1 protein-coding gene and 1 pseudogene are annotated in these 475 nt (G+C 52.4%); both read left to right on the forward strand.

What is annotated here, in order from left to right; translation table 11 throughout:
• A pseudogene (locus tag ACLFKU_RS44090) lies at positions 1-117 on the forward strand (IS5/IS1182 family transposase); the annotation flags it as partial.
• Positions 118-337: 220 nt separating this feature from the next.
• On the forward strand, positions 338-475 hold a 138-nt coding region (locus ACLFKU_RS44095; protein WP_410853438.1), incomplete at its 3' end, for a transposase.

Here is a 475-nt window from a genome sequence, read left to right on the forward strand (position 1 = left end):
TTCCGCCGTCTTCGCATCCGTTTTGAACGTCGAGCCGACATTCATGAGGCGTTTCTCAAACTCGGTTGTTCCTTGATCTGCTGGAACACGCTCAAGCGTGCCCAGCAGTCTTTATGAAACCGTTTCTTAGAAGCCAAGGTTCCCACGGCGCATCAGCGTACTCAAGAATGCCTTGCGTCTTGAGCGCTTGCAGAAAAGTCTCGAGGAGCATGGAGTTCATATGGGCGTGCACCGAACAAAACGGTTGCGCACCTTTTCACTGACCAAACGAAGGTCTCGATACAACCTCACCTAGAGCGTGTTAGGAACTTCGATTGAGACCTGTTATCCTGGCGGGATGAAAAGAATAGACCGCAAAGGGTATCCGACTGATGTGTCGGATGAGGAATGGAGTTTCGCGGCGCCGTATCTGACGCTGATGGACGTCGACGCGCCCCAGCGCAAATACGAACTGCGCGACATGTTTGATGCATTG

Origin of the sequence: Paraburkholderia sp. EG304 (assembly GCF_046543485.1) — a bacterium.
Lineage (GTDB): Bacteria > Pseudomonadota > Gammaproteobacteria > Burkholderiales > Burkholderiaceae > Paraburkholderia > Paraburkholderia youngii.